The organism is Paenibacillus tepidiphilus, from assembly GCF_008635795.1.
In the GTDB taxonomy this organism is placed as follows: domain Bacteria; phylum Bacillota; class Bacilli; order Paenibacillales; family Paenibacillaceae; genus Paenibacillus_AQ; species Paenibacillus_AQ tepidiphilus.
Map to the genome: position 1 here is coordinate 36,323 of NZ_VWRQ01000023.1, position 22,872 is coordinate 59,194.

Here is a 22,872-nt window from a genome sequence, read left to right on the forward strand (position 1 = left end):
CGCACTCACAGCGCACATTCACAGCAAACATTCACAGCAAACATTCACAGTAACCGTTCAGATTCCCTCAGTAGGACACACCTTTACCCTAACACTAGGAGGAACTACGTTATGTCCATTAACCGCCACTCTTCCCGCCTGATGGCCGGGATTGCCCTGGCCGCCGTGCTGCTGAGCGCCTGCGGCGGCAATGACGCCGCAACGGTGCTGGCGCCAACGTCGGTGCCCCCCACCGCTTCGCCGGAGCCTGCTCCCGAAGCGACGCCTGCACCGAGCGCCGACCAGGCCCTCGGCCCCGTCAGCGGGCTGACCGGCCTGCCGGTTCAGGGCGAGCTGCCCCGGCCGCTCGCCGTTATGATCAACAACGCGCCGGCCGCGCGGCCGCAGTCCGGTGTCAGCGAGGCGGATGTGCTCTATGAGGTGCTGGCCGAAGGCGGCATCACCCGGCTGATCGGCATCTTCCAGAGCCAGACCGGCGTGGTCAAGATCGGCCCGATCCGCAGCATCCGCCCCTATCTGATCGACCTCGGCGAGAGCTTCGGGGCGGTCACGGTGCATGCCGGCGGCAGTCCGGCCGCCTATGCGATTCTGCAGAGCCAGCGCAAGGACGATCTGGACGAGATCGGCAACGCCGGCGCGTATTTCTGGCGGGACAAGGAGCGCAAAGCCCCGCATAATCTGTACAGCAACGATGCAAAGCTGCGCGAAGGGGCGGACAAGCTCGGCTACGCGGACAGCGCAGAGGTTCCTCCATTCACTTTTGCCGATCCGGACTATGTTCCGCTTGAAGGTGAGCCTGCGGCGGCGTTCGACGTCAAGTTTCTGCTTCAGAGCTATACGGTGGGCTATACATACGACGATGTGAAGCGGACTTATGCCCGTTCGGTCAACGGCAAACCGCATCTGGATCTGAACAATGGTGACCCGGTGGAGGCGGCGAATGTAATCGTGCTAGGTACGGAGCATAAGGTGCTTGACGATGTCGGCCGTTTGTCGGTGGATGTGGAGCTTGGCGGGGAGGCTATGCTGTTCCAGCGGGGTAATAAGATAGAAGGCCGCTGGTCGAGACAGCCCGGCGATATGATCCGCTTCGTCAAAGCGGACGGGACGGAGGCACAGATGTATCCGGGGATTACCCATATCCTGATTGTTCCGGTCAGCCCGTCGTTTGAAAGCCATGTCGAAGTGACGTTGCCGGAGAGTTCGACTTGATGCGACAAAAATGGCGATTCAGAGAATTATTTTCTACATTCGCGGGAATTGTAAATATCGTGTAAAAAAGTTGCTCTTTTTACTTCTATCCCTTTCGTGGTTATGATAAGATAACAAGGGTTGTCATTCATTTTCATTCTGTTTACAGGAACGCTATGGATGGCTTCTTCTTTCACGGCAATTTTATGAAAAGGGGTTTAAAACTCATGAAGTTGAAAAAAAAGGACATTTTCTTCGAGACGCTCGAGAACATGGCCGATACCATTGTCCAGGCGGCGGATTATTTTGCGCAAAATATCACGACCCTTGGCAATAATGTTGAAGAATTTGCCGCAACGATGAAGAAATATGAATCCCAATGCGACAGCTTCACGCATACCGTCATCAAGGAGCTGAACAAGACGTTCATCACTCCGCTCGAACGCGACGACATTATGGATCTGATCACCAGCATGGATGATGTCATCGACGGTCTGGAAGCCTCCGCCTCCCGTTTCTATATGTACAACCTGCTTGAATCGGACGAGTATATCGCCCAGTTCGCAGAAATTCTGCGCCAATCGGCCTATGAAATTCAAAAAGCCGTGCATCTGCTCTCGCAGAAGAAGCTGCTTGCCATCCGCGAGTATACGATCCGCCTGAATGACCTGGAGAACCAGGGTGATGAAGTGCTGCGCATCTGCACCAAGCACCTGTTCGAAACCGTAACCGACCCGATTGAGCTGATCAAGCGCAAGGAACTGTACGAACGGCTTGAGACGACCACGGACAAATGTGAAGACGTGGCCAACATGCTGGAATCGATCATTATGCGCAACTCATAAGGAGTCGGAATATGGAAACATCACTTTTAGTACTAGGGATTGTTGTCTTTCTCGCGCTGGCATTCGACTTCATTAACGGGTTCCATGACACGGCCAATGCCATTGCTACCTCCGTCTCTACCCGGGCGCTGAAGCCGCGTACAGCCATCCTGCTCGCAGCCTCCATGAACTTTGTCGGGGCGCTGATGTTCACCGGCGTAGCCAAGAAGATCGGCGGCAGCATTACCGATCCGACCCTGCTCGACAACGGTATAGATATCGTTATCGTAACTCTGATCGCTGCTATCATCTGGAATCTGGTCACCTGGTGGCTGGGCATCCCGTCCTCATCTTCGCATGCGCTCATCGGCGCTCTGGCCGGAGCGGTATATGTCGGGGCAGGCACCGAGCACATCAAATGGAGCGGATTCATTGAAATTGTTGAGGGGCTGATTTTCTCCCCGCTGATTGCATTTGTTATCGGTTATATCGTCATGACCATTCTGAAATGGGTCTTCGCCAGACGCAGTCCGCATACGGTCAACAAGGGCTTCCGCTCGATGCAGGTCATTACGGCGGCGCTGCAGTCCTTTACGCACGGCACCAACGATGCCCAGAAGGCGATGGGGATTATCACCTTTGCGCTGGTTACCTCGGGACGTCTCGATACAATGGAGGTTCCACTCTGGGTTAAGATTGCGGCGGCGACAGCCATGGCGCTGGGTACCTCAATCGGCGGCTGGAAGATCATCAAGACGATGGGTACCAAGATTTTCAAAATCGAACCGATCAACGGCTTCGCTGCGGATATCTCCGCCGCTTCCGTTATTTTCTCGGCTACGCTGCTGCATCTGCCAGTAAGTACAACCCATGCCATTACCTCTGCCATTCTCGGTGTAGGCTCGGCCAAGCGCTTCTCCGCTGTCAAATGGGGAGTGGCCGGACGGATTGTGATCACCTGGTTCATTACGATTCCAATCAGTGCCTTGCTTGCAGGTCTTCTCTTCAAAATTTTCTATTAAGAATAGCGGTTTAAGCATGAAAGATGTCAGGAAAGCCTGGATGGGCTTTAAGGACATCTTTTTTTTGTTGCCTATTTTTCAAGAGAGGAATGTCACAAAAAGTGACGGTAAAACGATAAAAATCATTAATCATAGCAAAAAGAAAATGAAATACATCACTTTTTGAAAAGAAAATGACATGAGATTTTTGTATTCGGCGTAGGATTATGTAGGATTTCGTAGTGTCTGCATTAAGGTGTCTCTTAAGTGTTACGTTAGCTGACAGAATCGTCTGGACGATACAGAAAGCAAACGCTATTGGCAAAGGAGGCCTGTCGTTGATCGACTTTCATGAGGTAGACAAACATTATGGTCATTTCCACGTTCTGAAGAACATTAATCTGCATGTGCAGGAGGGGGAAGTGGTTGTCGTGGTCGGTCCTTCCGGCTCCGGCAAAAGCACCATGCTCCGCTGTATCAACCGGCTGGAGACCATTACGAGCGGCGGCCTGGTGGTAGACGGCATCACCGTCAACGAACGCAAGACGGACATCAACAAGCTGCGCAAGGAAATCGGCATGGTGTTCCAGCATTTCAATCTGTATCCCCACAAAAGAGTCATCGACAACATCACCCTTGCTCCCATCAAGGTGCTGGGCTTGTCCAAAGCGGAAGCAGAGAAGACGGCGATGTATTTCCTGGAGAAGGTCGGCATTGCCGACAAAGCCCAGGCGTACCCCTCCCAGCTCTCCGGCGGACAGCAGCAGCGGGTAGCTATTGCCCGGGGGCTGGCGATGAAGCCGAGAATTATGCTCTTCGATGAGCCGACGTCGGCGCTCGATCCGGAAATGGTGGGGGAAGTACTCGACGTGATGCGCACCTTGGCCCGCGAAGGGATGACGATGGTGGTCGTGACCCATGAGATGGGTTTCGCCCGTGAGGTCGCCGACCGGGTGATCTTTATGGACCAGGGGCAGATTGTGGAGGAAGCAGAGCCGGAGCAATTCTTCGCAAGTCCGAGTGAAGAACGGACGCGTACGTTTCTCAGCCGTGTGTTAAGCCATTAAACCATAGATAGGAATAAGGGGAGGAAGAGAAATGAACAAGTCCATGAAAAGCTTCAAATGGTTAGGCGCGCTGCTGCTGGCTGCCATGCTGGTCATCTCCGGCTGCGGCAACAACAATGATGGCAATGCCGCCGAGGGCAACAATGCCGCAGCAAGCGGTGATTCGGCAGCCATCGCGAAGATCAAGGAACGCGGCAAGCTGCTGGTCGGCGTGAAGTACGACACCCGCCTGTTCGGGCTGAAGGACCCGGCCTCCGGCAATGTCGAAGGCTTCGACATCGACATCTCCAAGGCGATTGCCAAGCATATTCTCGGCGACGAGAATGCCATCGAGCTGAAGGAAGTGACCTCCAAAACCCGGATTCCGATGCTGAACAATGGCGAGATTGATATGGTTGTCGCCACGATGACGATCACCGAAGAACGTAAGAAGGAAGTCGATTTCTCCGACGTCTACTTCCAGGCCGGACAATCGCTGCTGGTGAAGAAGGGCAGCCCGATCACAGGACTGGAGGATGTCACGAAGGATACGAAGATTCTGGGCTCCAAGGGTGCCACTTCGATCAAGAATATTAAAGAGAAGGTGCCGGGCGTCACCGTGCTGGAGTTCGACAACTATCAGGACGCCTTCAGCGCACTGAAGGCCGGCCAGGGCGACGCGCTCACCACCGACGACGCGATTCTCTACGGGATGGCTTCGCAGGACCCGGATTTTGAGGTCGTAGGCGAGCCGTTCACCGACGAGCCTTACGGCATCGCTATCCAGAAGGGCAACAGCGATGTTGTTCAGGCCGTGAATGATACACTGGCTGAACTGAAGGAGAGCGGCGACTACGACACCATTTACACCAAGTGGATCGGCAAGGCGCCTGCGAAGTAAGGATTGCAATGAAGTAAGGATTGCAATGAAGTAAGGATTGCAATGAAGTAAGGATTGAAATGAGTTAAGGATTGCGCTGAAAAGTGCGATGGACTCAGCTTGGACCAAAGGTGCGTACGTAGCGGTTAGCATACATAGATCTGGGGACAACCGCAGCCGGAGGTCCAAACCTATTTCACTTATTGTTTGGATGATCAAATGTAGTTTATGGGGAATTTTGCAGGGATATAGCAGTGATGAAAGGATGGAAGGGGGATGTCCGCCGGCCATCCTTTCGTGTATGTACAGAGGCGGCTGCTGCGCCGCAGATTATTTAAAGGCAAAGGGTAGGTGACAACGATGGATTTCTCAATTTTGACCGATTATTTCGGCCTATATATGGAGGGGTTTCGCGGAACGGTTATCTCCAGCGTGCTGGCACTGATCGGCAGCTTCCTGATCGGAGCAGTGATCGCGGTCTTCCGGATCACACCGGTACGGGGGTTGCGCTGGTTCGGGACGGGATACGTTGAGTTCGTCCGCAACCTGCCGCTACTGCTGGTGGTGTATGTGTTTTATTACGGACCATCCGCGATTGGCTTTACGCTGGACGGCTTCACGGCGGGAACCATCGGGCTGGCGGTATACACCTCGGCCTTTATTGCCGAAGCCATCCGTGCCGGGATTATGGCGATCCCGAAAGGGCAGACGGAGGCTGCACGTTCTTCCGGACTCAGTTACATCCAGACCATGCTGCATGTCATTCTGCCGCAGGCCATTAAGCTGGTCATTCCGCCGCTCGGCAACCAGTTCATAAATCTGATTAAAAATTCTTCGGTGCTGACCATCGTCGCCGGACTGGATCTGATGTATTTTGCCGACAGCATCTCTACGGAGACCTACCGGACCTTCGATACGTATATCTTCGTCGCCCTGTTCTACCTGGTTCTGACCCTGCCGCTGAGCTACGGCGTGCGGGTATGGGAAAGACGGCTGCAGCGGAAATATTAGACCGGAGCCTGCAGATACCCGTATGAGCTTTAACATCAAGTTCGATAGTCACTTAGGAGGGATAGTATGGATTTTGCCGGCGCATATTCGGCCGATCATCTGAGGTTTCTCTTGGATGGATTGTATGTGACGCTGATTGTGGCGTCTGTGTCGATCGTCCTCAGCTTCATCATCGGCTGTTTAATCGGAGTTGTTCGTTACGCGCAGGTGCCGGTGCTGTCGCCAGTGCTGCTTGTGCTGGTAGAACTGATCCGCAACCTGCCGCTGCTGCTGATTATTTTCTTTATCCGTTTTGCCTTGCCGGAGATCGGAATCCGGATGGGACTCACGACTGCAGCGATTGTCGCTCTGACGATCTTTGAGGCGGCCATGATCGCAGAGATTGTGCGCGGTGGACTCGCTTCTATCGATAAGGGACAAATAGAAGCCGCACGTTCGTCCGGACTGAGCAGCTTCCAGACACTGTGGCATATAGTGCTCCCGCAGGGCTTGCGCCGCATGGTGCCGCCGCTGGTCAGCCAGTTCATCTCGCTGCTGAAGGATACATCGCTGGCGGTGGTTATTTCGCTGCCGGAGCTGATGCACAACGCCGGAATTGTCATCGGGCAAGGCTACAGCTACGCAATTCCCACACTGCTCCTGGTCGCCTTGATTTATTTCGTCGTTAATTATCTCTTGTCGCTGGTGTCCAGAAGGCTGGAGACCAAGGCCGTCTGACCCGCACAGCGAAAACATGCCGGAAAACGTATCGGAGCCGCAAAGGTTATGGTAGTATAGTTGACAACATCTCTGGGCGGGAGCAGTGGGCGATGTTACATTCTATACTGAAATCCAGAACCTTGCAGGTTCTTGTTGCGGCGCTGGGGACAGCAGTGGCGGGCGAATTCAAGATTAATCCGTTTGATGGCGACATATTCCGGATCGCGCTGGGGAGCAGTGCGTTCCTGCTGTTCCTGCTGCTGATGCGCAGACTTCCTTACATCATGACGGGCATTGTCACAGGGATTGTGGTGCTGTTATTCCGCACCGGTATGGATGCTGTGTTCCGCAGCGAAATTCCGCTGCCTGAGAGCTTCACCAGCCACGTATCGGCCATGGTCTACTACATTGTGTTCGCAGCTCTGATGAACCTGCTGAAGAGCCGGCTGGATACCTTTCATCCGCTGGTGCTCGGCGGAGCGGCGGCTGTCATTGATCTCTTGTCCAACGAAATGGAGCTGCTGACCCGGCTGATCGTGCTCGATTCGGCCACCTTCCGGCTTAACGAATGGACTTACCTGATGGCGATTGCTGTGCTGCGCACGTATTTCACTACCGGAGTATACAGCAGCATCTCCGTCAGCCAGCTGCGGATCGCCCAGCGGGAGCAGAACCGGCGGATCGAGCAGATGCTTGGCTTCGGCTCGGGCCTGTACGGCGAAGTCTTTTATCTGAAGAAATCCATTGGAACGCTGGAAAATGTAACGCTGAAGAGCTACGAGCTGTACCGCAGCCTGAAGGAGGAGGACGGGCAGCCTGGGCGCAGCCGTCAGGTGCTGGACATCACCCAGCAGATTCATGAGGTCAAGAAGGATTCGCAGCGGATTCTGGCCGGTCTTGTCAAGCTGGCCGAGCGCGAGGCGACGGGCGACATGCCGCTCTCGGGAATCCTGCGCTTCACGGTCAAGAGCAACGCGCAATATGCCGAGATGCTCGGCAAGCAGATTCAGTTCCACCTTCACCTTGCCTCGGACTACACTACGGCCAGCTATATTCCTCTGCTTACTTTGCTTAATAACCTGACTGCCAACGCGGTGGAAGCGATCAAGGCTTCCGGGAGTATTGCTCTGGATACTTATGAGAAAGAGGAATACACCTTGTTTACCGTTACGGACAGCGGGGTAGGCATAAAGGAAAGGGACCGGGAGCTGCTGTTCGAGCCCGGGTTCACGACCAAGTTCAATGACGAAGGCGTGGCGGCAACGGGAATCGGCCTCTCGCATGTGCGCGATATTGTGGAGGCCCTGGGAGGGCGGATTACTGTAGGAACGGCGATTCATACCGGAGGGGCGATGTTTCAGATCAGTGTGCCAACGGCTACGCTGCGGAAGGAGGAATAAGTCATGCCGCTTACTTTCTGTATAGTGGACGATGATGCGGTTGCCAGAAGAATGCTGCAGCATATTATTGAGGACAGCGGTCTCGGCGAAGTGGCGGGTACAGCGGAGAGCGGGCAGGATGGCATGAAGCTGGTGCTGGAGGAAGCCCCGGATATCGTGCTGATGGATCTGCTCATGCCCGACCAGGACGGAATCGAGACCATCCTGTCGCTGCAGACCCAGGGCTGCCGCTCCAAATTCGTGATGATCTCGCAGATCGAGAACAGTGATATGGTGGGGCGCGCTTACCGCAGCGGCATCGAATTCTTCATCCGCAAGCCGATCAACAAAATCGAAGTCGAAGCCGTGCTGCACAAGGTCAATGAGCGGTATGCGATTAACCGCTACCTGGAGGAGATCAAGTCGAGCCTCGGCAAGCTGGAGGGGCTGCAGTTCGGATCGCCGCTGATTGATTCCGGTAAACGCACGGTCAGGGAAATCCTGCAGCCGATTCTGATGAACATGGGCATGATTTCGGAGAGCGGCAGCCGGGACATCATCACGATGATGGAGCTGGCCATAGCCAAAGACCCGCTGGGCGGATTGCCGCCGCTGAAGGAGCTGTATGAAATGGCGGCCAATGTCTACAAGTCGGTGCCTACGGAGGCGGCCAGGGAGGCCAAGGCTATAGAGCAGCGGCTGCGCCGGGCGCTCGCAGCTGGACTGTTGAACCTGGCGTCGATCGGCCTGACGGACTACGGGAATCCGAAGTTCGAATATTACGCGCCGCTCTACTTCGACTTCGAGGAGGTACGGCTGAAGATGAAGGAAATCGGGCAGGGCAAGGACACCGGCAAGGTGAAGGTGAACATCAAGAAGTTCCTGCAGGTGCTGCATCTGGAGCTGCAGGAGGGCTTGGGCCGCAGGTAGCCCAGGACCTCACGAAAGCTCATGATATTGAAATGCCAACGAACCACCGGTTCCGCTGATCATAGCGGGCTGGGGGTTATTTTTTTGCCGCCGGCCGGCACGCTTTGCTCCCTGAAGTCCAGGCATTCCGGGGAGTCGCGGCTAAGCACTCAAACACTCTGCTTAGTGCATTTCCGCATTTGGGTGTAATGTACAGGTGCGGTACAATGGAGCTGGAAGCAATCATGAAAGCTTTTTAGCCGGAATTGATGGGGGATAGCTATGATACGAACACTTGCGGTCACCCATGAGGGCGAGGTGCTGACCGGGCTGCCGCTGGAGAGCATACGCATGGCCGACTACGCCTGGATCTGGGCTGACTTCGCCGAGCCTACGGCAGAGGAAACGCGGCTGCTGGATACGTACTTTCATTTTCACCCGCTGGCGATTGAGGATTGCATGCATATTCTGCAGCGCCCTAAGCTGGATTATTATGACGATGTGCAGTTCTTCGTGCTGCATGCGCTCAATGAGGAGACGCTGCAGGCGGAGGAGGTTGATCTGTTCCTCAGCTCGAGCTTCCTCGTCTCCTACCATCACCAGCACCAGCCGGAGCTGGACGAAGCCTGGGCGAATGTCAGAGAGGAGATTCACAGCCGCCAGGGCTGGTCCGGAGGTCCGGTGGCCGCGGCCTATTCCGTGATGGACAAGCTGGTGGACTACTATTTCCCGAGCCTGTACAACCTGGAGGATGAACTGGCCGATCTGGAGAGCAAAGGCGGCACCGAATCCGTCGAAGACCTGATGAGCCAGGTGTTCAATGTGCGCGGGCGGCTCCTGAAGCTGCGGCGGACCATCGTGCCGATGCGCGACCTGATGTACCGGATTGTCAATTCGCAGCATGTGCAGAGCAATAACCAGGAGCGGGTCTATTTCGGCGATATCTATGACCATCTGCTGAAGCTGACCGATATGCTGGAGGCCGACCGGGAAATGACTGCGGATCTGCGGGACAGCTATATTTCGCTGAATTCCAACCGGATGAATGCCATCATGAAGACACTGACGGTCATTACCACCGTGTTCATGCCGCTGACGCTGATCGCCGGGATCTACGGGATGAACTTCAATCACATGCCGGAGCTTGGATGGAGCCTGGGCTATCCGGTGGTGCTGCTGCTCATGCTGGCGCTGGGGCTGGGGATGCTGTGGTGGTTCCGCAGGCGCGGGTGGTTCAAGTAGGGCGGGCCGCAAGCGCCGTATATTTAAAGATATGATTTTATTGGAGGTCAGTATATGACGGATCGCAAGTACCTTTATCTAAGCCTGGGTGTAATCCTTCTTACTCTCGTAACGAATCTCATTGCCTATCCCTGGCTCCCCGAGCAGATGGGAATACATATGTCCGGCGGGCAAATCGACAATAGTGTAGGCAAGCTTCTGTACGTGTTTATGGTTCCGGGCCTGCAGGTCTTTGTAAGCATCATGACCGTGTTATCGCAAAAGCCAACCAAAAACCTCGTCCTCATCCTGGTGAATGTATTCTGTCTGGCCCTGAACGGCTGGATGATCTACTATAATCTGAGTTTGGCTTGAACCCCGCTGCTGCCATAAAAAAAGGCCGGACAACCGCCGCTATCTGCGGCGGCGTCCGGCGGAGGAAGGAGCCCGTTTGCGCCGTTTAGGCGCATTCTTGCCGCTGCGCTTGGTATTGCCGGCCGGACGCTTCTTGCGGCGCCGGGGCTTGTAGAGCGCAGCATCCTCCTCGGCGGCCAGCTCCCCGGAATTCCCCTTGCCTTTACCGAAGCTGCCCATCACCAGCTTCACCATCGGGGCCATCTGCTGGAAGCCCTGCACCATCTTCTGCACCTTGCCCATATTATTTACAATGCCGTCGATGCCGCCCATCCGGTCGATGAAGCCTTTGATCTGCTCCATGTTCGCCAGATTGCCGAGATTTCCGAGGCCACCGAGCAGGCCACCGGCCTTGGCTCCGGCTTCTGCAGCGGGAGCGGCCAGGGACGTCTCCACCAGCTCCGCACCGGCGGCGGGAACCATCCCGGCTTCCAGCGGAAGCGGCGCCTGGGCGGGCGGCAGACTGATGCCCGGATAAGGCGAGGAGGGATACGGACCGGCCAGGGCACGCGCATTCCGGCGGGAATGGTTGTAGTAATGCTCAGGCATGTCATCACTTTCCTTTGTTATGGATTTGCTATACTGTATGTCATGGGCGAACATAAGGTATAGACCATAGCCCGGATTTCCGGGATAGATGCGGATTTGGGCAGGTGCCCTGAGCGGGGCGAGGAAGTGAAGAAAGCGTGTCAGGGCTTGCTTTCCGGCGCTTAAGTATACTATAGTTAATTCGGTAATTCCTCTGCTGCGCGGCAGGATTTTTGTGCTCAAGTACATAAGATTTGTGCGTGTGTGGCGGACAGTTGTCCGTCGTTTTCGTTCTTTACAGCGTGAAATCGTTAATGCTTGAAAAAACTGCTCCGTTACAATATAGTAGAGGCAGATAGTCGGATTTATTTGTTATATTTATAAGGGTTCTGTATGTAAATTCACGGGTGAATCAATATACTGACCACACATTTAGGGGATGATCTACGATGCAGCTGAAGAAGCTAAATGATAAGAGTGTCGATCAACTGTTCGAGGCTATTTTAACGTTGAAGAATATGGAAGAATGCTATGTCTTCTTCGACGACCTGTGCACGGTGAATGAGATCCAGTCGCTGTCCCAGCGTCTGGAGGTTGCACGTATGCTGGGCAAGGGCTCTACATACAATCAGATTGAAGCGGAGACCGGCGCCAGCACGGCGACGATCTCGCGCGTAAAGCGCTGCCTGAATTACGGCAACGACGGCTACAAGATGACGCTGGAACGTCTGGGACGATAAGCATGCAGCCGGGCGTACTGATTATCAGTCACGGCTCCCGCGACCGCACCTGGGTATCCATGGTGGAGGAAGCCGTAGCGGAGCTGAGTCTTGCGGAGGAGCTGCCGGTGGCGGTGTCTTTCCTGGAGCTGGTGGAAGGCCGCCTGATACAAGATGGAATTGATGAACTGGAGAGCCAAGGGGTCACAGATATAATTGTGATCCCCTTGTTTGTTTCTTCGGGGAGTACCCATATTGATGAAATACAATATGCACTGGGCGTCAAGGCTGCTCCTGAGCTGGAGACGGACCTTGCACCGTTTGCGGTGCAGGCCCGGGTACATTTCGGCAATCCGGTCGATGACGATCCGGACATTGCCGTTATGATCTGGGATAAGCTGCGCGAGTTGTCGCACCACCCAGAGCGGGAAGTGGTTCTGCTGGTCGGCCACGGCAGCCGGCATGAGGGCTTCCGGCAGCGCTGGGAGCGGGGCATCGCCTCGCTCGCCGAACGGGTGCGCCAGCTTAGTGGCGTTGCGGCAGCAGACTATGGGCTGCTGAACCCGGACAGCGTGCGCAGCCGCGCGGAGCATTGGCAGGAGCAGGGGTATGAGGTGCTGGTAGCCCCGCTCTTTCTGAGCGAGGGCTATTTCACCAAGGTCGTCGTACCGAAGCGGCTCGAAGGCCTGGATTTTGCATACTCGGGCAGAACGCTGCTGCCGCATCCGCTGCTGCCGCACTGGATTGAGGAGCAGGTAAATCGTGCGGTTGCTTTGCTGCGAGAGCGTTCGTAGCGAGAAGAACGTAATGGAAGAGCCTGAATGAGTGAGGGTGGCCTCGCATAGATATAGAGGTATACTTATTGGAGACGTTTGCGGGTAATGGGTTAGCTCGGCGGCGGTGGTCCTGCCGTTTGCTGCTAAATTTGGGCCAGGACGGGTATAACATTGCTTGTAGGGTGTCCAATTGGGTATAATCAGTAAAGTTATCTATACTCTAAACAGGTGGCGTTCCGGTAATGAAAACTGCGAGATTGATTTATAATCCCACTTCGGGTCGGGAAGGAATGAAGAAACGGCTTGCCGACATCCTGGAGCGGCTGGATTTAGGCGGCATTGAGGCGTCCTGTCACGCAACAACCGGAGAAGGCGATGCTACGGCAGCTACGATCGAAGCGGTCGAGCGCGGCACGTATGACATGATCATTGCGGCCGGCGGCGACGGTACTTTAAATGAAGTGATCAACGGAATGGCCGAGCGGCCGAATCTGCCTCCCTTGGGCGTACTGCCGCTGGGGACGACGAATGATTTTGCCCGGGCGATGGGCATTCCGAAGAACTGGGAGGATTCCTGCGATCTCATTCTGCGCCAGGAATCGCGCCTGATTGACCTTGGCAAAGCCAATGACCGTTATTTCATTAATATAGCCGGCGGCGGAAGGCTGACCGAGCTGACATACGAGGTTCCCAGCAGACTGAAGACCATGATGGGACAGCTGGCGTACTACCTGAAAGGCATCGAGAAAATGGCCAGCCTCTCCCCGCAGGAGCTGTACATACGGGCCAACGGCCAGGAAATGATTCACGACGAGTTCATGATGTTCCTGATTGCCAATACCAATTCGGTCGGCGGCTTCGAGAAGCTCGCCCCGGATGCCCGTATCGACGACGGCCTGTTCGACGTCATCGCCGTCAAGAAGTGCAACCTGGCCGAGTTCATCCGGCTGGTCACACTGGCGCTGCGCGGCGAGCATCTGCAGGATAAGCGCGTCGTCTATTTCCGCACGGATGCCATGGAGGTCACCTCCCCCGGCTACGTGCAGATCAACCTCGACGGTGAGCTGGGCGGCACGCTGCCGGGACAGTTTCATATTTTGCCGCAGCATTTGCGGATCTTTGCCCAGAATTAAACGGGCGGGAAGAGTTAAGCCAAGAGATTAATGAAAGAAGTGAACATACAGAACATGAGTAAACATCGCAGTGGACGCGGCGGGAACCGCCGGGAAGCAAGCGTACCCGTCGCCGGACTGCCCGTGAATAAGAACGATGAAGTCGTGCTCGATATTATCGGCATGACTCATGAAGGCGAAGGGGTAGGCCGCGCGGACGGCTATACCCTTTTTGTGCAGGGCGCCCTGCCCGGAGAGAAGGTCCGGGCCAAGGTGCTGAAGACCAAGAAGCAGTACGGCTACGCCAAGCTGCTTGAGCTGGTGCAGGCCAGCAGCGACCGCATCGCGCCGCCTTGCCCGATCTATGACCAGTGTGGCGGCTGCCAGCTGCAGCACATGGACTACACCGCCCAGCTGGCCTGGAAGCGGCAGCTGGTGGTGGACAACCTGCAGCGGATCGGGAAGCTGCGGGTGGCGGGGGCGGCGCTTGGCGCTGCCCAGGCTGTTGCAGGGCAGGGTGGTGGCGGCGCTGCTGAAGGCGTGGAGCGTGAATTTGGTGCTGCTTCGGGCAATGGTGCGTTCGAAAGCGGGCAAGGTGAAGAAGGTGCTGACGGGGGCAATGGTGCAACTACAGGTACGCTTGGCGCAGGCCACACATCGGGTAGCGGCACTCCTGCAATTGGGGCAGCCACGCCGCAAGGAGACATCATCGTCCGGCCGACACTCGGCATGGACGAGCCTTGGCGCTACCGCAACAAGGCCCAGGTGCCGATCGGCGTCACCGACGGCGGTCTGGTCGGCGGCTTCTACGCGCGCGGCAGTCACCGGATCATCGACATGGAGACCTGTCTGATCCAGCATGAGCACAACGACGCCGTAGTCGCCGCCGTGAAGCGGCTCGGCAGCGAGCTGGGCATCTCCGCCTACAGCGAAGAGACCGGCCGCGGCCTGCTGCGCCATGTCGTCGTCAAGAAGGCCTTCCGCACCGGGCAGATGATGCTGGTGCTGGTCACGAACGGGCGCGACATCCCACACCTGGACGCCTGGCTTGGCAGCATCCGTGAGGAGCTGCCGCAGGTGGCGAGCATCTGCCAGAACGTGAACACGCGGCAGACCAACGTCATCTTCGGCGACGAGACCCGCACCCTCTGGGGCAGCGACGTCATCTACGATTACATCGGCGACGTGCAGTTCGCCATCTCGGCCCGTTCCTTCTACCAGGTGAACCCGGTCCAGACCGAGGTGCTGTACGGCAAAACCGTCGAGTACGCCGGCCTCACCGGCAATGAGACCGTTATCGACGCCTACTGCGGCATCGGCACGATCTCCCTGTTCCTGGCCCAGCACGCGGATAAAGTATACGGCGTAGAGATCGTGCCGGAAGCCATTGAGGACGCCCGCGCGAATGCCGCACTGAACGGCATGAAGAACGTGACGTTCGAGGTCGGTGCATCCGAGGACGTGATTCCGGCCTGGAAAGAGCAGGGTGTCACCCCCGACGTCATCGTCGTCGATCCGCCGCGCAAAGGCTGCGATCCGCGCCTGCTGGAGACGATCCTGGCGATGCAGCCGGAACGCGTAGTGTATGTGTCGTGTAATCCATCGACACTGGCAAGGGATTTGCGGGTATTAGAGGACGGCGGGTACAAGACAGTGGAGGTAACCCCGGTGGATATGTTCCCGCATACGGTGCATGTTGAGTGCGTAACTCGGATGGACTTTATAGGAAAAGGGTAAAAAACCACGATATGTAGGGGTTAATGCCGAAGAGCTAACACCGCATATTGATTTTTAATTACATTATCTGGTTTGTTGTTTTTGGGCTTAAAAAGTGCCCTTTCCATAGATGGACTTTTTTAACCAAGGTGGTTTTAGAGGAAGACAAATCCGTATTAAGCTTATAGTCTCATATGTTTTCTTTAAGCCATGCATGAACTATCTTAACATCCTCTTTTTGCATAAAAGGATGATCACTATTCTGAGAGATTTCCAACTTGCAATCATGTGATTTCGCAAAGTCCTTAACAACTTCCAGAGATTGCATACTGTCTTTTCTGCCGTATAGGATTGAAGTTGGAATATTCCATTTTTTAACCGGATGTTCCTTTACGAACTTATAATAATCCCAACGCAGCAAATCAACAGAGGTTGCAATCTCTTTTTGTATGCATAGCTGTTCTTCTGTCACATCAAACCAATTAAACATCTGTTTAATTAGATATTCCATGTTTAATATAGGTGATTGGAACAGACAATTGACAAAATTACTATTTGTGTAAGCATTCAAACTGAAATACGCTCCCAGACTGCACCCAAACAAAGAAACATGATCCCAATTTGAAAAGGCATAGTCTCCAATTAGATTAAGGTCATTAATGCCATTCCAAATGTCACAACGATAACTACTGTCCTTTCGTTCCCCGTGTTCAGGCAAATCGAAACTTAGCGTTTGATATCCTTTTTTCACAGCGATTTCAGCAAAATCTCTAGCATGTTCTTTGCATGACATTTTGCCATGAACATGGACATATACCTTGTCTGATCTATCACCCCAAATAATGGATGGGATGTTGCCGATTTTTATATTTTGAATTCTCATGGATACCTCCGATTGTTGAGGCATTACCCTCCATAGTTTGGGATTGATCTGCTTTTCTAACGTGTCTCTTGCTTCAATGGGTGGACTGAACCTTCAGTTGACGACGTCCATAACTATTCCCCCTTTTGTTTGATCCGCAAAGAACGGACAACCAAGGAGGCAGGTTACTGGCGGCTTGCGCCCGTCCGGACTACCACCGGAACTGTGTTTCTGTCTTCGCGTCTTCATTGTACTGCGTTGGTGGAAGGAGTCAACTCTTCGTGACGCAACTGCTAATTCAAAAATTGCCAAACGGGAGATGATGTACCCTTTATGTTCATTTGGGATTTCGTCGTGGACAAGGTGTTGGGCGACGTAATGGACGGCTGTACGGCCAGGTGATCGGGTTTTACGGCAGCTTTTTTGCCCAGATGGGCCAGATGGGAGCGGACTTGTTCGAGATGTCCTTGGGTGCAGGCGATCATCCGCTTCTTTTTTATTTGGTTTGGGCGCAGTAGGCAACGGGGCTGGTGGTGCTGTGATAGTCTTCGCGCTGAATGTTCGGTGATTGACTCACAAGGATACTATGTTTATACAATTTAGGGGCGGTTTTATGTTTGAGGATATAGCTAGAGGGATGCTGCCCCTCTTTTTTTGTGTTTCCTGATTATCGTACTATGCTGTTTTTGAACGATATTAGGACCGCCATAGCTGCCAACTTTCTGCGATAGTCCCGCAATAAATGTTCTCCCAGCATCCTCCCTTTTTATTCTAGAATAGTTATTTTCGAGAAGGATATTGTGCCGCTAGAGGAGAAAAGGTAAACCTATAGAATATTTGCAGGAACGGGTGTATCTTCAATGAGGACGATGAAGGGGGATTTTCATTGAAAAATATAGTGATAACCGGCAGTACACGGGGAATCGGGTTCTCTATGGCAATGGAGTTTCTGCGGGCCGGATGTAATGTTACCCTGTCTGGCAGAGGTGAAAGGTTACCGGAAGCGGCTGCCGCGTCACTTTTGCCCTTTGAGGGGAAATACACTTATGTCCCATGCAACGTCCAAAACAAAGCAAGTCTCCAGAACCTCTGGGACACTTCTCAGGATCAATGGGGCAGGGTAGATATCTGGATCAACAACGCGGGGCAAAATGCGCCGCATAGGTATGCGTGGGAAACGGGCGAATCTTACACGGAGAATATTATAAAGACCAATATTACAGGCATGATATACGGTTCACAGATTGCGGCAGCGGGGATGATAAAGCAGGGGCATGGGGCGATATACAGCATGGAGGGTCTGGGCTCCAACAATATGATCCAGCCCAAGACCATATTGTACGGTACCACTAAGCACGCATTAACGTATTTTATGAAGGGGCTAACCAAAGAACTGGAAGGCACAGGAATCCTGGCAGGGAGGCTATCTCCCGGCATGATGCTGACAGATTTTATCACACGGACGCCCGACGGTGATCCATCGGAGGTCATCTCGGATGAGAGGTTCAGAAGGATATTTAATATATTGGCAGACAAACCGGAGACGGTCGCCAAATTCCTCGTACCCAGAATACTCAGCAACACCAAGAATGGCGCTCAAATCGCCTGGCTGACCAACCGAAAGGCTGCATGGCGTTTTATGACGGCGGGCTTCCGTAAGGACAGGCTGATTTAGATCAAAGAGGCCCAACACCGCATCCATTGATTGACTTGCAAAGGAGATGTGTTTAGACAATTTAGGGGGCGGTTTTATGTTTCAGGTCCAAAAATAGGGGAATAGCTTGGGCATTCGCATCCCAAAGTCCCTTGCCTTGAAGGTCGGTATTGAAGAAGGCTCTGAAGTCGAACTCGATGTGGAGGATGGGCAGCTTGTAATCAAGCCGAAGTCGGCAACACTGGACGAGATTCTTTCCAGGGTCACGCCGGATAATCTCCATAAAGAGGTTTCTACTGGTGAAATACAAGGACGGGAAGCAGGGTGACGGGCAGGTACGAGCCGGAGCGCGGCGACCTGGTAATTGCGGGATTTGCCCATTATAATAAAGGCAGAAATATCGTAAAATGCAAAGAGAGCCGTGCGCCAACACGACTCCCCTTTTGCAATAGCCGCATTAAGGGCGGCGGCTTCGGAATAGCAGTCATGAGATAGACCGGTTCCTTGGGATAGTGCGGTCTATTTCTTTTTGGAGAGAAAGTTTATTCAATCCAAATCCACATCAATCTCCTCAAACTGCGGAACCGCCGGCAGCACATTATCCATAGGCCGGAAGAACACCTCCAGCTTCAGCTCGCCTGGCTCAAAAATAATAATTTGCTGTGTCCCCAGATTATATAGATCCCCATTCGTTTGCTCTCCGGGGGCTTCCCCGCCGTAGTAGGAGGCCACGGACTTCAGCTCATCTACGGTTACTTCTTCTCCTTTGGACTCAAGCGCATCCTTCATACTCTCAAACCTTGCGGTGTTGAATAAGTTCAAGGAGTGGTTATTAAAGTTACCTTTTAACAAAAATGAGTTCACACTTCCTATCGAGTCACTGATCCCCCAGACGATCTTGCCGTTGAATTCGGACCCTTCTGTCCGGACGTTACGAAGGCTGTTGGCCTGCCCGCTTACATTGTTCTCCAGCACCTTGCTTTCGGATGGATCACTCATAAAGATTAGATGGCTAAATGCATACTCCCGATCGGGGGAGGTCAGATAAGCCGCAACCTCATCCATCGTCTGATAATGCTCCAGCGCATACCGCAAATCCATTGGATACGAATATTTCGAGGAGGAAGAATACGCAGCCCCCGTCGCTGCATCCAGAATCGCCCCAAAGACCTTGTCATCATTAAATCCCGAAACCGTCCCCATAAACCCTAAATAGCCAATCGTCACGATGGATTTATCATCATTCTTGTACGTAACGACCGCATGCATTCTGGACAGCTGATTCTTCGTGCCATTATACCAATCCAGAATTCTCGCCGTAATGGTCTCACGGGTCTCAGACCGCTGTCCGTATACACTAACCGCTGAACATTGGGTGCCTCTGCCCACATCCGGAAATAGATTGATCAGGAACAGCTCCTCCGCAGAAAGCTTCCCGTCTCCTCTGATGCTGTCGGTCCCTCCTGAGAAATTGGAGGCGATCCCTTCGATTTCATCCACATAATCCTGTTCCATTTGCGGCTTGATATCTTTTACTCGTCCTAAAAGAAAGTCAAGATCCTGGTTGTCCCTGGTCATATCCGCCAGATAGGAATCGAAAAGGCTTTCATAATCCGGCACCGCTTCAAGGATCGCCGCACCATAGGCCTTTCCCATGTCATAATGGGATGTGCCCGCAGTATAATCAAGGACCACCTCAAAGTGGCTGCCCTTATTAACCATCGAGACAGGCTCTTTGGATACACCAGCCGCCTTACCATTAGAACAACCAGCTACATTCACGGCCAGCATGAGAACTAGGCCTAGCCTTAAGTATTTCTTCATCTTCATCTCCATTCCGCCGCCGGTGCGGCAAGTTGTAGGCATCGGTGCAGCAGCCCCTCCAGATGTGAAGATATTGGGGAAGGATGCTTCGCTCCGGATTATGATATACTTGTGGAAGTGTCTAAACCTTAACACAACCTGTCGTTTATTATGTGAAGCTTTAACATGCTGTATCTAAAAGCAAGGATATCAACAAGTTAGTCTACTACTTCGGGAAGGATGTTTCCCGGTATTCATAGAGAGGTTTTCGAGATGACAACGAATTTCTGGCGTGAGTTGCCACGGCCATTTTTTATCCTGGCGCCCATGGAGGATGTGACGGATGTAGTGTTCCGCCATGTTGTGAGTGAAGCGGGCAGACCGGATGTATTCTTCACAGAGTTTGCGAATACGGAGAGCTATTGTCACCCGGAGGGGAACCATAGTGTGCGCGGGCGGCTGACGTTCACCGAGGATGAACAGCCCATGGTCGCGCATATCTGGGGCGATAAGCCGGAATACTTCCGGCAGATGAGCATCGGCCTCGCGCAGGAAGGCTTCCGAGGCATCGATATCAACATGGGCTGCCCTGTTGCGAATGTAGCCGAGAACGGCAAGGGAAGCGGCCTGATCTGCCGTCCCGAGCTGGCAGCGGAGCTCATCCAGGCGGCCAAAGCCGGGGGACTGCCCGTCAGCGTCAAGACAAGGCTCGGCTTCACCAGCGTAGACGAATGGCGCGGCTGGTTAACCCATATTTTGCAGCAGGATATTGTGAATCTGTCCATTCATCTGCGCACCAGAGAGGAAATGAGCAAGGTGGATGCCCACTGGGAGCTGATTCCGGAGATCAAGAAGCTCCGCGATGAGGTGGCGCCGCATACCCTGCTGACCATTAACGGGGATATTCCTGACCGTCAGACCGGCCTTAAGCTCGCGGAGGAGTACGGGGTGGACGGGATTATGATCGGGCGGGGGATTTTTCATAATCCGTATGCCTTTGAGCAGGAGCCGAGGGAACACAGCAGTAGCGAGTTGCTGGACCTGCTGCGGCTGCACCTGGATCTCTATGATCAATATTCGGCGCTGGAGCAGCGCTCGTACCGCCCTCTGACCCGCTTCTTCAAAATATACGTTCGCGGATTCCGCGGGGCCAGCGAGCTGCGAAACCACTTAATGAACACCAGGTCCACAAGCGAAGCGCGTGCGCTGCTGGAGGATTTTGCGAATAAGGAGCACGACGGGGCGGAGGAGCTTGGAGATTAAGCTATCAGGTTAAAGGAGGCGGGAAACCTTGACGAATAAGCGTTGGTCGTATAATCCCAAGCCGGCTAAATTGACGGCAGCCGATAAATCAAGACTTGAAGCGAGCGTTATGCAAGCCATAGCGGACTCCCCGGATTTAAGCGGAAAGGTGTATCGTGTTGAGATCAAGGCGGGAAGAATCTATTTGCATCGCCTGTATGAACAGTATGGCTGGGATAACCCGGAGATTCAATTCATCAAACCCTTAATTGAAGGCAAGTATGCAGAGTATCCGATGGCACGCATTACACTATTCGATGCGCGCGGAGACCAATGCGAGGCAGCGTTTCAGCGCCACAACGGGCAATGGGTCGCATTGTATGAGGGCAAGCTTGCGGAATGTCTGAGCTTTATTGAAGGAAATGCCTGGTTTGGCCCCTGATCCGGGGGAACTCAGGAATCTTCATTATACTTATCTTGAAGGAGCGTATACCATGGCAGGAAGAAATGACCCTTGTCCTTGTGGAAGCGGGAAAAAGTACAAGCAATGCTGCATGCTGAAGCAATCGGAGACTCAGACGCTGGAGGCGAAGAGCCGGCGGTTTTTTGAGCGGAAACAAAAATTGACGTATGACTTGTATACCTTTGTGGCTCAAAAGCAGGGCGGTGAGTGGGCATTCGACCATCAGAAATATAAACCCTTTGACTCCTCTTTAGGCTATTACAGAAACGGGGCCGGCGACATGCAGGCTTATTTCTATCAAGTATATGATAACGGTCTGCGCGGGATCGAATGGTTTCTGGAAGAGAGAGGCCAGAGATATTCCGGGGAGGACCGGGAGATGCTTGAAAGATGGCGGGACATGAAGCTGTCCTGCTATAAGCTGGTGGACCAATATGAGCAAGGCTTGATCATTGAGGACATTTGGTCTGAAGCAAGGTACCGTATGCCGTACTGTGAAACGATGCCGAAGCTTCCTCCCTGGACCGTATCCATCGGAATGCTTGAGCCCTATATAGAGGATTGGTGTATTCATGGGGTGTTTTCGTGGGGTCACCCGGATGTGGAAGCGGCGGTAAGGACCCGGGTAGGGCAGCTGCAGGAAGAAACTATACAGGCTTCAGGACAGAAGCTGGCACCTGCGGACATCCTGGCCGCGAACTATCCGGCGATGCTCAATTTATGCAGCCAAATTAACAATGGACAGAATAAGCCGGCCGGCACTCTGAAGGACATGAGGGAGCACACCTATGTAACGCGGGAATATACTTGTGAGCATCCCAAGCTGTTGGCGGACATGCTGCTTGAGAGAAAAGACGAATATATCCTGTCACCGGGGACGGACCCTGCAGAGGATAACATTATCATTAGCCGGGCAGAGAAACTGGACGGGGTATGGGCTGCAATACCAGCGGACCGCCGGGAACGTCTTGGCCTGGACGAAGTCCATGTCCTGGAGAGTCTCGCTACTATTGAAATGGACAGACAGGGAGTAACCGTTCATGGCTGGCAGGGTGCAGAGCTTGAAGCTGTACTGGAGCTGCTGGAGTCGGAGCTGTCTGCAGCTGGCGGTCTGACCCTGGTGGATGAACAACGGGAAGCTCATCAATTTCCCCAAGACTATACTGTTAAAAGCTACAACATCATAACCGAATTAGACCTCTCCGAGCAAGAGATTACGGACTACGGCAATCTGCCCTTGCTATTGCAAGGAATCCAGGTTGAACAAGAGAAGCACCCTGAGCTAAGTGTGGAAATGCTCGTTCGGAGAAGAGAATTTAAGCAGTACGTACACAATCCGCAATTCCCTAACCTGAACCTTTTACGGATAGCGCTAGGGTTGCCTGAGAGCCCGTTTACCGGATGATGGCATTTATAAAATAA

24 protein-coding genes are annotated in these 22,872 nt (G+C 53.6%); 21 read left to right on the forward strand and 3 right to left on the reverse strand.

What is annotated here, in order from left to right:
• Positions 1-111: 111 nt before the first annotated feature.
• From F1379_RS23990 to F1379_RS24040, 11 genes are all read left to right on the forward strand, one after another.
• Positions 112-1,212 carry a DUF3048 domain-containing protein gene (locus tag F1379_RS23990; RefSeq protein WP_150274784.1) on the forward strand — a complete coding sequence of 367 codons (1,101 nt, stop codon included), beginning with the start codon at positions 112-114 and terminating at the stop codon, positions 1,210-1,212.
• A gap of 206 nt (positions 1,213-1,418) precedes the next feature.
• On the forward strand, positions 1,419-2,036 hold the full coding sequence (locus F1379_RS23995; protein WP_150274787.1) for a DUF47 domain-containing protein: 618 nt from the start codon (positions 1,419-1,421) through the stop codon (positions 2,034-2,036).
• A gap of 11 nt (positions 2,037-2,047) precedes the next feature.
• Entirely contained in the window at positions 2,048-3,037 is a 990-nt protein-coding gene (locus tag F1379_RS24000) for an inorganic phosphate transporter (protein WP_150274790.1), read from the forward strand.
• 317 nt (positions 3,038-3,354) lie between these two features.
• Complete coding sequence (locus F1379_RS24005) at positions 3,355-4,083, forward strand: amino acid ABC transporter ATP-binding protein (protein ID WP_150274792.1); 729 nt, start codon at positions 3,355-3,357, stop codon at positions 4,081-4,083.
• 31 nt (positions 4,084-4,114) lie between these two features.
• Positions 4,115-4,963, forward strand: a complete 849-nt coding sequence (locus tag F1379_RS24010; protein ID WP_150274794.1) for a glutamate ABC transporter substrate-binding protein — start codon at positions 4,115-4,117, stop codon at positions 4,961-4,963.
• A gap of 339 nt (positions 4,964-5,302) precedes the next feature.
• Positions 5,303-5,953 (forward strand): amino acid ABC transporter permease, encoded by a 651-nt coding sequence (locus F1379_RS24015; RefSeq protein WP_150274796.1) that lies wholly within the window; start codon positions 5,303-5,305, stop codon positions 5,951-5,953.
• Positions 5,954-6,019: 66 nt separating this feature from the next.
• Positions 6,020-6,670, forward strand: coding sequence for an amino acid ABC transporter permease (locus tag F1379_RS24020; RefSeq protein ID WP_150274799.1), 651 nt, complete (start codon positions 6,020-6,022; stop codon positions 6,668-6,670).
• 92 nt (positions 6,671-6,762) lie between these two features.
• Positions 6,763-8,052: an ATP-binding protein gene (locus F1379_RS24025; protein ID WP_150274801.1), complete on the forward strand. Its 1,290-nt coding sequence runs from the start codon at positions 6,763-6,765 to the stop codon at positions 8,050-8,052.
• A gap of 3 nt (positions 8,053-8,055) precedes the next feature.
• On the forward strand, positions 8,056-8,961 hold the full coding sequence (locus F1379_RS24030; protein ID WP_150274803.1) for a response regulator: 906 nt from the start codon (positions 8,056-8,058) through the stop codon (positions 8,959-8,961).
• A 261-nt stretch (positions 8,962-9,222) separates the two neighbouring features.
• Positions 9,223-10,182 carry a magnesium/cobalt transporter CorA gene (gene corA, locus F1379_RS24035; protein WP_150274805.1) on the forward strand — a complete coding sequence of 320 codons (960 nt, stop codon included), beginning with the start codon at positions 9,223-9,225 and terminating at the stop codon, positions 10,180-10,182.
• Between the two features lie 54 nt (positions 10,183-10,236).
• Positions 10,237-10,536, forward strand: a complete 300-nt coding sequence (locus F1379_RS24040; protein ID WP_150274807.1) for a DUF1648 domain-containing protein — start codon at positions 10,237-10,239, stop codon at positions 10,534-10,536.
• A gap of 39 nt (positions 10,537-10,575) precedes the next feature.
• On the opposite strand, the gene F1379_RS24045 is transcribed toward F1379_RS24040, so the two are convergent.
• Entirely contained in the window at positions 10,576-11,124 is a 549-nt protein-coding gene (locus F1379_RS24045; RefSeq protein ID WP_203457168.1) for a tyrosine protein kinase, read from the reverse strand.
• A gap of 428 nt (positions 11,125-11,552) precedes the next feature.
• Here F1379_RS24045 and F1379_RS24050 point away from each other — a divergent pair, with 428 nt between their 5' ends.
• The 4 genes from F1379_RS24050 to rlmD all read left to right on the forward strand — a co-directional run bounded on the left by F1379_RS24050 (position 11,553) and on the right by rlmD (position 15,447).
• Positions 11,553-11,843: a YerC/YecD family TrpR-related protein gene (locus F1379_RS24050; protein ID WP_150274809.1), complete on the forward strand. Its 291-nt coding sequence runs from the start codon at positions 11,553-11,555 to the stop codon at positions 11,841-11,843.
• Between the two features lie 2 nt (positions 11,844-11,845).
• Positions 11,846-12,616 (forward strand): sirohydrochlorin chelatase, encoded by a 771-nt coding sequence (locus tag F1379_RS24055; protein ID WP_150274811.1) that lies wholly within the window; start codon positions 11,846-11,848, stop codon positions 12,614-12,616.
• Positions 12,617-12,840: 224 nt separating this feature from the next.
• Positions 12,841-13,731, forward strand: coding sequence for a diacylglycerol kinase (locus tag F1379_RS24060; protein ID WP_150274813.1), 891 nt, complete (start codon positions 12,841-12,843; stop codon positions 13,729-13,731).
• A 54-nt stretch (positions 13,732-13,785) separates the two neighbouring features.
• Entirely contained in the window at positions 13,786-15,447 is a 1,662-nt protein-coding gene (rlmD, locus tag F1379_RS24065) for a 23S rRNA (uracil(1939)-C(5))-methyltransferase RlmD (RefSeq protein WP_150274815.1), read from the forward strand.
• A 169-nt stretch (positions 15,448-15,616) separates the two neighbouring features.
• Here rlmD and F1379_RS24070 read toward each other — a convergent pair whose 3' ends face one another.
• A complete protein-coding gene (locus tag F1379_RS24070) occupies positions 15,617-16,309 on the reverse strand; it encodes an alpha/beta hydrolase (protein ID WP_150274817.1) in 693 nt (230 codons plus the stop codon).
• Between the two features lie 419 nt (positions 16,310-16,728).
• Between F1379_RS24070 and F1379_RS30420 the strand changes: the two genes are divergently transcribed.
• From F1379_RS30420 to F1379_RS24080, 3 genes are all read left to right on the forward strand, one after another.
• Positions 16,729-16,806: a hypothetical protein gene (locus F1379_RS30420; RefSeq protein ID WP_239004795.1), complete on the forward strand. Its 78-nt coding sequence runs from the start codon at positions 16,729-16,731 to the stop codon at positions 16,804-16,806.
• Between the two features lie 368 nt (positions 16,807-17,174).
• Positions 17,175-17,963: an SDR family NAD(P)-dependent oxidoreductase gene (locus tag F1379_RS24075; protein ID WP_150274820.1), complete on the forward strand. Its 789-nt coding sequence runs from the start codon at positions 17,175-17,177 to the stop codon at positions 17,961-17,963.
• Between the two features lie 106 nt (positions 17,964-18,069).
• A complete protein-coding gene (locus F1379_RS24080) occupies positions 18,070-18,270 on the forward strand; it encodes an AbrB/MazE/SpoVT family DNA-binding domain-containing protein (protein ID WP_239004790.1) in 201 nt (66 codons plus the stop codon).
• Between the two features lie 218 nt (positions 18,271-18,488).
• Here F1379_RS24080 and F1379_RS24085 read toward each other — a convergent pair whose 3' ends face one another.
• Positions 18,489-19,808, reverse strand: a complete 1,320-nt coding sequence (locus tag F1379_RS24085; RefSeq protein WP_203457169.1) for a C45 family autoproteolytic acyltransferase/hydrolase — start codon at positions 19,806-19,808, stop codon at positions 18,489-18,491.
• A 210-nt stretch (positions 19,809-20,018) separates the two neighbouring features.
• Here F1379_RS24085 and F1379_RS24090 point away from each other — a divergent pair, with 210 nt between their 5' ends.
• The 3 genes from F1379_RS24090 to F1379_RS24100 are packed head-to-tail and all read left to right on the forward strand — an operon-like array spanning position 20,019 to position 22,855.
• Positions 20,019-21,008 (forward strand): tRNA dihydrouridine synthase, encoded by a 990-nt coding sequence (locus F1379_RS24090; protein ID WP_150274822.1) that lies wholly within the window; start codon positions 20,019-20,021, stop codon positions 21,006-21,008.
• 28 nt (positions 21,009-21,036) lie between these two features.
• Positions 21,037-21,429 (forward strand): hypothetical protein, encoded by a 393-nt coding sequence (locus tag F1379_RS24095; protein ID WP_150274824.1) that lies wholly within the window; start codon positions 21,037-21,039, stop codon positions 21,427-21,429.
• 52 nt (positions 21,430-21,481) lie between these two features.
• Positions 21,482-22,855, forward strand: coding sequence for a YecA family protein (locus F1379_RS24100; protein ID WP_150274826.1), 1,374 nt, complete (start codon positions 21,482-21,484; stop codon positions 22,853-22,855).
• Positions 22,856-22,872 lie beyond the last annotated feature (17 nt).